Origin of the sequence: Rhodococcus sp. EPR-134 (genome assembly GCF_001647205.1) — a bacterium.
Taxonomy (GTDB): Bacteria; Actinomycetota; Actinomycetes; order Mycobacteriales; family Mycobacteriaceae; genus Rhodococcus_F; species Rhodococcus_F qingshengii.
The window spans coordinates 1-8,185 of sequence record NZ_LVCT01000205.1; the positions used below are offsets into that span (position 1 = coordinate 1).

Sequence of the window (8,185 nt, forward strand, 5' to 3'; positions counted from 1 at the left end):
GGCAGCGATGTTCAGGGCATGACCGAGATGCGTTCAGCTCTCGATTCGATCCTCGACACCATGCTCATGGTGGTTGCCGGATTGCTGTCGGTAGCGGTGTTGATCGCTTTGATCGGCGTCGGAAACACCATGGCACTGTCCGTTCTCGAACGGCGCCGCGAATCCGGACTGCTTCGCGCACTCGGACTGACCAAGAAGGGAATTCGAGCCATGTTGATCTGGGAAGCGCTGCTCGTCGCAGGAGTCGCATCGGTGATCGGAGTGCTGTTCGGGATGGTGTTCGGTGTAGCCGGTACCGCATCGGTTTTCGGGATCGAGGACGTCGCCCTCAGCGCAGTGCCGTGGGTGCAGTTGGTAGCCATCGTGTTGATCGGCGGAATCTGCGGTGTGATCGCGTCACTGCTCCCCGCTAGGCGGGCGGGGCTGGTGTCACCGGTGACAGCTCTCGCGAGCTAGCGTTCAGAACTGTTTCGTGACCTTCTCGGTGCCCACTCGGCGCGCGGTAGCTTCCGCGTCCGGGTGGGCCACCTGCACGAGTGAGGCACCCGCGGCGAGAACTGCCAGAAGCCCGTCGATCAATTCGTCTGCCGTGTCCCACGTGCGACTGGAGAGGACACGATCCGTCGACACCAATTCGACGTTCTTCGCCGATGCCCGTGCCGCGTCGATCGTGTCCGCTACGGACCGGCCTTCGAGCGCCGAACCGGCTCCGGCGCTACGGAACTGGGCGCCGTGCACACGGATGGAGGTTGCGTAGTCGGCGACGCCGAGCGGAAGATCGCTCAAACCTTTGCCGAACGCGTCGAGTGAGAGTGCGGCTACCTCCGGTACGTCCGCAACATCGTCCAGTCGGTCGGCAGTGACGAAAGCCAGTTCGGCGTCGGCGTCGGGGGAGAGGACCACCTCACCGCCTGCCCACCACACACCCAGCAAGACGGCGACGCTCTGCCAGTGCGCGGGAAGCAGCACGGCAACTTTGCCGCCCGGCTCGAGAGCGAACTCGTCGCGGACCATATTCGCTGTCTTTGCCGCCCAGTTGGCCAGAGTGCTCGCAGACAATTCGATGCGCTCGCCGGTGGCGTCGTCGTAGTAGGTCACGCGAGGGCCGGCCGGGTCGGCAGCCAGGATCGGTCCGAGGAGGGCGTCGGTCAGGTTGTCTACAGGCGAAGGCACGTCGTCAGCTTACGCAGCCGTTCAGTTCACACAATTTTTCAGTTGACACAGCGCGGGCCGTTGGAGGCCGCGTCGATCGGCGGACCGGGAGGGGCGGGAGTGGGGCTGGTCGCGGTGGTGCTCGACGATTCAGTCGTGCTTGTCGCTCCTTCGGACGGGGATACCGCGTCCGCGGACTGCGGGCCGCTGTAGTCCTCGGCAATGACAACCCGAACCTTGCCCGAGGACAATGACGAATCCGCCTTGACCGTCAGACCGCCGAGTGCCTCGGCCACCGCGAGTGCTGCGTCGTCGTCCGCGGACTTTGCGAACACCGTCGATTCGGTGACGTCCGAGCCGGTGTTGTTGCCGACCTGACCCTGCTTGTACCCGAGGGCACTCAACGCTTCGGAAACCCCGCTGGCCAACCCTGCGATGTCACTGGCGTTTGCGACGTCGACCGTGATCGAGGAGGCATTCACCGTGGTCGGTGCTTCGGAGGTCTCCGAGTCCTCGCTGTCGGCGCCGACCAATCCCGCGATGTACTTCTTGACGGCCTTGGGATCGACCTTGACGATGGACTCGCCGTAATCGGTCATGCCGTTGATGTCGAGAACGGGAATGGTCTCGAATTGCACCTTGCCGCCGGCCAGATTCTGCAACTGCTTGGCGAACTCGATTATGTCCCAGTCGTCGTCGATCACGACGGAACGCTGGACAGCCGAGGTCAGCTGACTGAGCTTGCCGGGGTCACTGAGGGTTTTTGCGCTGAGTACCTTGCTGACGAGAGAAGCCATGAACACCTGCTGGCGAACGATCCGGTCCAGGTCGCCGCGAGGAAGATCGTGTCGTTGTCGCACGAAGCTCAGCGCGTCGGCGCCGTCGAGTGTCTGTTTCCCGGCCGCGAAATTGGCTCCGGACATCGGTTCGTCGACCGGCGCGTTGAGGCACACGTCGACTCCGCCCACTGCGTTGGTCAGCAGGACGAATCCGAGTAGTCCGACTTCGGCGTAGTGATCGACGGTGATGCCGGTCAGATTCGCCACCGCTCCGATGAGCGCGGTCCGGCCGGCTTCCGTCGACTTCTTGTCTGCATCGCTGTCGGACGACCCGTTGTTGACCAACTTCAGCCGCTCGGTTTCCTTGGTGGCACCGAACGCGGCGTTGATCTTCGACATACCGATACCCGGGACGTTGACGTACGCGTCGCGGGGAATCGAGATCGCGGTCGCGGAACTCCCGTCGTTGGGGACGCGGATCAAGATGATGGTGTCGGTATTGGACGCAACTTCCTCACCTGCGCGCAACGAGTCGAGCTCGCTTTGTGAGAGCGGGTTGCCGTGCGCGTCGGTTCGACTGTCCGTTCCCACCATCAGAATGTCGATTGCTCCGTCCTTGCCGCCACCGAGGCCGAGTCCGCTGGCAGTGGCAAGGCTGTTTCTCAACGAGTCCACACCCCGCCATGCGAACCCGGTGACCAGCAGTACGAGCACGGACAGCACCGCGACCGCTATGCGAGCCGGGCTCGTCTTGGTCCGAATCGGCGCAGGTCGTGGACGCGCGCGGCGCTGCGGTTGCTGGTGGGACACCCCTTCAGGTTACTGGTCCGATGCTCGGCCGCGGGTACCTCGACGCGGCGTGCCAGACTCAACCGTGTGACGAATATCCTGCTCACCGGCGCCCGAGGGCAGCTCGGAACACGTATCGATGCTCTCGCAACGTCGGCGGGTCACACTGTGACGGCCGTCGGTTCCCGCGAGCTCGACATCACCGACAGCCGCGCGGTTGACGACTTCGTCTCGCCTGATTCGGTGCTGATCAACTGCGCTGCGTACACGGCCGTCGATGCTGCCGAGACCGACCAGGAGGCGGCGAGGGCGGTCAACGAGATCGGACCGCGGAATCTCGCGCAAGCCTGTGCGCGGGTGGGTTCGCGGTTGATCCACGTTTCGACGGACTACGTCTTTCCGGGCGATGCAAGCTCGCCATACGACGTCGATGCACCGACCGGTCCCGCGACGGTCTACGGCCGAACCAAACTGGACGGCGAGATCGCTGTTCGAGAGTCGGGGGCTGACGCGGCCGTTGTCCGCACCGCGTGGGTGTACTCCGGTGTCGGCACGGATTTTGTCGCCACGATGAGAAGGCTCGAAGCCGAACGCGAATTCGTGAACGTCGTGGACGACCAGATCGGGTCACCCACGTACAGCGTCGATCTGGCCGGCGGCATCGTCGAACTCGCGCTGCTGGACTTCACGGGTGCGTCGACATTCCACGTGACCAACGGCGGGCAAGCAAGTTGGTACGAGTTGGCGCGAGCTGTTTTCGAGGAGATCGGAGCAGACCCTGCTCGGGTGCGCCCGTGCAGTAGTGCGGAGTTCGTACGCCCTGCCCCGCGCCCGGCATATTCGGTCTTGTCCGAGCGCGCGTGGGTTACCGCGGGAATGACGCCGCTGCGTCCGTGGCGAGAGGCTCTGCACGCCGCTCTGGCGTGAGCATTGTTCGGGACAGTGGCCGCGGACGGCTAGGCTGACCGGCGTGAGTCCCAAGCTGGCCGTGGTAACGGTGACCTACTCGCCAGGCGAGCATCTCGAGAATTTCTTGAGCACGCTCGCTGTGGCGACGACAGAAAAACCCCAGGTCATCATGGCCGACAATGGGTCGACCGATGGTGCCCCCGAGGCCGCCGATGCCAAGTACGAGCATGTCCGTCTGCTTCGAACCGGCGGAAACATCGGGTACGGGGGAGCGATAAATCGGGCTGTAGCGGAGATCGATTCGTCGATCGAATTCGTCGTGATTTCCAACCCGGACGTCCAATGGGCACCCGGTTCACTCGACGAATTGGTGGCTGCGGCAAATCGGTGGCCAAGGGCCGGTGCACTGGGGCCGAAGGTCCTCGAACCGGACGGCAGTGTCTATCCGTCGGCGCGAACGGTGCCCGACATCACCTCGGGCGTCGGGCACGCGTTGCTCGGTACCGTATGGCCGAAGAACCCGTGGACTGCTCGTTACCGTCAGGAGAACGAGGCCGTCACCGAGCGTGCAGTGGGGTGGCTTTCCGGGTCGTGCCTGCTGGTGCGACGCGACGCCTTCGACACCATCTCAGGTTTCGACTCTCGTTACTTCATGTACATGGAGGACGTGGACTTCGGTGACCGCCTCGGAAAAGCCGGGTGGCTCAACGTATTCGTCCCCTCGGCCGTCGTCACCCATGCCAAAGGCCATGCGGCAGGACGTCATCCGGAACTGATGTTGCCTGCCCATCATCGCAGTGCGTACCAGTTCCAGGCTGATCGCCATCCGCACTGGTGGCAGGCTCCGCTACGACTTGCCTTGCGCGGTGGCCTCGCGGTGCGATCCAAGATCGCCGTAGCTTCTGCAGTTCGCGAGCGCGCTCGCACCGACAACTCGACCGACAACCCATCAGTTTCGAACCACGGGGGAAAATGATGTCCGATCCGAATCCGACCGACGCCGTAATCCTGGTAGGCGGCAAAGGCACTCGGCTGCGTCCGCTGACGCTGTCGGCACCCAAGCCGATGCTTCCGACCGCCGGCCTGCCGTTCCTGACGCACCTGCTCGCCCGCATCGAGGCAGCCGGAATCAAGCACGTCGTGCTCGGAACGTCCTTCAAGGCAGAGGTATTCGAGGACTACTTCGGCGACGGCTCCAAGATGGGCCTCGAGATCGACTACGTCTTCGAGACCGAACCGCTGGGCACCGGTGGCGGAATCCGCAACGTTCTGCCGAAGTTGCGCGGTGACAACGTCATGGTGTTCAACGGCGACGTGCTCGGTGGCACCGATCTGAACGGCATTCTCGAGACCCACGAGAAGACGGACGCCGACGTGACCCTGCATCTGGTTCGTGTGGGAGACCCGCGAGCATTCGGTTGTGTTCCGACCGACGAGGACGGACGAGTCTCGGCATTCCTGGAGAAGACCCAGGATCCGCCGACGGATCAGATCAACGCCGGCTGCTACGTCTTCAAGCGCGAAATCATCGAACAGATCCCCGAAGGACGACCGGTGTCGGTCGAGCGCGAGGTGTTCCCGAATCTGCTGGCCGAGGGCAAGCGGGTGTTCGGCCACGTCGACTCGTCGTACTGGCGTGACATGGGAACCCCCGAGGACTTCGTTCGCGGTTCCGCCGACCTGGTGCGAGGTATCGCACCTTCGCCGGCTCTCGAAGGTCCGCGCGGCGAGTCGCTGGTTCACCCCGGAGCCGGAATCGCGCCGGGCGCTGTCCTGATCGGCGGCACGGTTGTCGGTCGGGGCGCAGAAGTCGGCGCAGGCGCTCGCCTCGACGGTGCAATTCTCTTCGACGGCGCCGTTGTGGAAGCCGGCGCGGTGGTCGAACGATCGATCCTCGGATTCGGCGTCCGTATCGGACCCCGAGCGCTGGTCCGCGACGCTGTCATCGGCGACGGCGCGGACATCGGTGCGCGGTGCGAATTGTTGCGCGGCGCACGCGTGTGGCCGGGGGTGACGCTGCCGGACGGTGGCGTGCGCTTCAGCACAGATGTGTGATCGTTAGCTGACCTACTGGAATACTGGCGGGTATGACTTCTCTTCCGAGCCGTTACGTTGCCCTCGGTGACTCGTTCACCGAGGGCGTCGGCGACGCCGACGAACGATTCCCCAACGGTCTGCGCGGGTGGGCAGACCGAGTGGCCGAGCAGCTGGCGGTGAACAATCCCGACTTCCGCTACGCCAACCTGGCGATTCGTGGTCGCCTACTCGGACCGATCATCGACGAGCAGTTGGAACCCGCTCTGGCGTTGAAGCCCGATCTGGTGACCATCTACGCCGGCGGAAACGACATGATGCGTCCGAAGCTCGACATCGATGCGATGGTCGCCCGCTACGATTCGGCAATCGGTCAGCTCACTGCATCCGGCGCTCGGGTTCTGATGTTCACCGCGTACGACACCGGATGGTCCGCCTTCTTCGGCAAGCTCCGCGGACGTCTGGCGATCTACAACGAGCTTGTTCGCGAGGTGGCCGACCGCCACGACGCGACCCTCGTCGACTTCTGGCGATTCTCCGAATATCAGGACCTTCGGATGTGGGACTGGGATCGCCTCCACATGTCGCCCTCCGGGCACGAGAACATGGCGACGCGTGTGCTCGACGTGCTCGGCGTCGAACACGGATTGACCCCGCCCGATCTCGGGCCTGCGCCGGTTCTCACGAAAGCCGAAACTCGTCGCGAGGATCGTCAATGGGCGCGAGAGTTCTTGGTGCCGTGGGTAGCTCGGCGCGTGAAGGGAACATCTTCGGGCGACGGCGTGAGCGCCAAGCAGCCCCAGCTTTCTCCGATTCAGTCCTGATTCTTGCGCTGACGGGCGAGCGCGACCAGGTGGTCGATGGTCTCGCGTTCCGCTGTAGGTGGGAGCGCGTCCACCGGCCACCATCTGAGGTCGGTGGACTCTGCGCTGCGGACGATATGTGAATTGTCCGGCGCCACAACAAGAAACCGTAGATCGAGATGGCGAGTCGGTACTCCGAGTGAGCACGTGATCGGATGCGTGTGGGCGGAGAGTAGGTCCGCGTCTATCCGAACGTCGTGAATTCCGGACTCCTCGCGAGCTTCCCGCAATGCCGCATCTACCACCGTCTCGTCGTCGGGCTCGCAGTGGCCGCCGAGCTGAATCCACCTGCCCACCTTGGGATGCAGGGTCAGCAAGACGTGGCAGCCACTCTCGTCGAGAACGAGAGACGACGCGGTGATGTGTCCCGGTGCGTGGCGACGAAGGCAGCCGTCCGGAGCCGAATCGAGGAACGCGAGCATCGTGTGCCGCAATGATTCGTCCGCTTCGGAGGACGTCTCCCAGCCCTCCAGGACGCCCTTGGCGGAGGCGTGCAGCGATTCGGCTGACATGGACCTACAGCTCCACCAACGCGTCCCCGGGGGCGGAGACAGAGCGCGGAGTCAGTGGTTCGAGGGGGTGCCCGATTGCGATGGCACCGAGTGGCTGCCAATCCGCCGGGAGATCGAGTTGTTCGCGTACGAGATCGGCGGCGAAGATCGTCGATCCGATCCAGCAGCTTCCCACGCCGCGGGTGGCCAACGAGACCAGCAGTCCCTGCACTGCCGCGCCGGCGGCGACCGTGAACATCGTCGACTCCGCCGCGGTTCGTCCGGCATCCGGATAACTGTGTGCGCCATCGGGCACGCAGAAGGGAATGACGACCTCGGGGGCGTCGAACAGGATGTTTCCGCGGGCAACCCGGGCCTCGACGGATTCGTCACTGCGACCGTCGGCGCGAAGATCGGCGGCCCACTTCTCGCGCATCTGCTCGAGAAGAGCCGTGCGGACCGACTCCGTGCGTAGCCACACGAATCGAACCGGTCTCGTGTGGTGCGGTGCGGGAGCGGTGAGTGCCTCGGCGATCGAGCTGCGAATGATCTCCGCGTCGACGGGATCACTTGCGAACTGTCGAACCGATCGACGCAACAGCAGCGCCTGGCCACGGCCCATCGCCGTAGCTTCCTCGGTGCCCAGCCAGAACAGATCGTCCGGGCCGCGGCGAATCAGATCCTGGCCACTCGAACCGTCGTCCTCGAACCGAAGCCCACGAACGACGGCGACGGGAACGCCGCCCAGCTTGCCCTTGACCAAGTCGCCCGCAGCGGCGATTTCGTCCGCGATCGCGCTCTCGGTGACGATCAGATCGTTGCCCTGACTGTCCTGTGCTCCGAGGTAGCCGTGCAGGACCGGAATGCCGGACGAACCGATTGCGGCGTCGGTCTGCCCGTTGCGCCACGCACGACCCATCGTGTCGGTGACGACGACGGCGACGGACTTGCCCGTGCTCTCGAGAATTCGGGCGCGCAGACCCGCAGCGCTCGCATCCGGATCCACGGGGAGTAGCGCCAATTCGGCACCGTCGACGTTGGAGCCGTCGATGCCCGATGCGGCCTGCACGATTCCGAGTTTGTTCTCGGTGATCAGAGTGCGGCCCTTGCGTGCCACGACGCGGACGGCTTCCTGATCCACCAGGAGGCGTCGTGCCGCGTCGCGCTC

9 protein-coding genes are annotated in these 8,185 nt (G+C 64.4%); 5 read left to right on the forward strand and 4 right to left on the reverse strand.

What is annotated here, in order from left to right:
• A partial coding sequence (locus A2J01_RS09360) for an ABC transporter permease (protein ID WP_156519223.1) occupies positions 1-456 on the forward strand: 456 nt, incomplete at its 5' end.
• 3 nt (positions 457-459) lie between these two features.
• Here the strand turns inward: A2J01_RS09360 and A2J01_RS09365 are convergent.
• Both A2J01_RS09365 and A2J01_RS09370 read right to left on the reverse strand, forming a co-directional pair.
• A complete protein-coding gene (locus A2J01_RS09365) occupies positions 460-1,173 on the reverse strand; it encodes a TIGR03089 family protein (RefSeq protein ID WP_064112577.1) in 714 nt (237 codons plus the stop codon).
• A gap of 38 nt (positions 1,174-1,211) precedes the next feature.
• On the reverse strand, positions 1,212-2,741 hold the full coding sequence (locus A2J01_RS09370) for an LCP family protein (protein WP_269455298.1): 1,530 nt from the start codon (positions 2,739-2,741) through the stop codon (positions 1,212-1,214).
• Positions 2,742-2,807: 66 nt separating this feature from the next.
• Between A2J01_RS09370 and rfbD the strand changes: the two genes are divergently transcribed.
• Genes rfbD through A2J01_RS09390 form a run of 4 tightly spaced genes read left to right on the forward strand, consistent with a single transcriptional unit; the run spans position 2,808 to position 6,487 of the window.
• Entirely contained in the window at positions 2,808-3,647 is an 840-nt protein-coding gene (gene rfbD, locus A2J01_RS09375; RefSeq protein WP_042450118.1) for a dTDP-4-dehydrorhamnose reductase, read from the forward strand.
• A 43-nt stretch (positions 3,648-3,690) separates the two neighbouring features.
• On the forward strand, positions 3,691-4,605 hold the full coding sequence (locus tag A2J01_RS09380) for a glycosyltransferase family 2 protein (protein ID WP_003940999.1): 915 nt from the start codon (positions 3,691-3,693) through the stop codon (positions 4,603-4,605).
• Positions 4,602-5,684 (forward strand): sugar phosphate nucleotidyltransferase, encoded by a 1,083-nt coding sequence (locus A2J01_RS09385; protein WP_037125580.1) that lies wholly within the window; start codon positions 4,602-4,604, stop codon positions 5,682-5,684. The genes A2J01_RS09380 and A2J01_RS09385 overlap by 4 nt, the downstream gene beginning before the upstream one ends.
• Before the next feature lie 32 nt (positions 5,685-5,716).
• On the forward strand, positions 5,717-6,487 hold the full coding sequence (locus tag A2J01_RS09390) for an SGNH/GDSL hydrolase family protein (protein ID WP_003940765.1): 771 nt from the start codon (positions 5,717-5,719) through the stop codon (positions 6,485-6,487).
• Here A2J01_RS09390 and A2J01_RS09395 read toward each other — a convergent pair.
• Positions 6,478-7,038, reverse strand: coding sequence for an NUDIX hydrolase (locus tag A2J01_RS09395; RefSeq protein ID WP_003940680.1), 561 nt, complete (start codon positions 7,036-7,038; stop codon positions 6,478-6,480). The genes A2J01_RS09390 and A2J01_RS09395 overlap by 10 nt on opposite strands.
• A gap of 4 nt (positions 7,039-7,042) precedes the next feature.
• The coding region (locus A2J01_RS09400) for a coenzyme F420-0:L-glutamate ligase (protein WP_064112579.1) at positions 7,043-8,185 on the reverse strand (1,143 nt) is incomplete at its 5' end.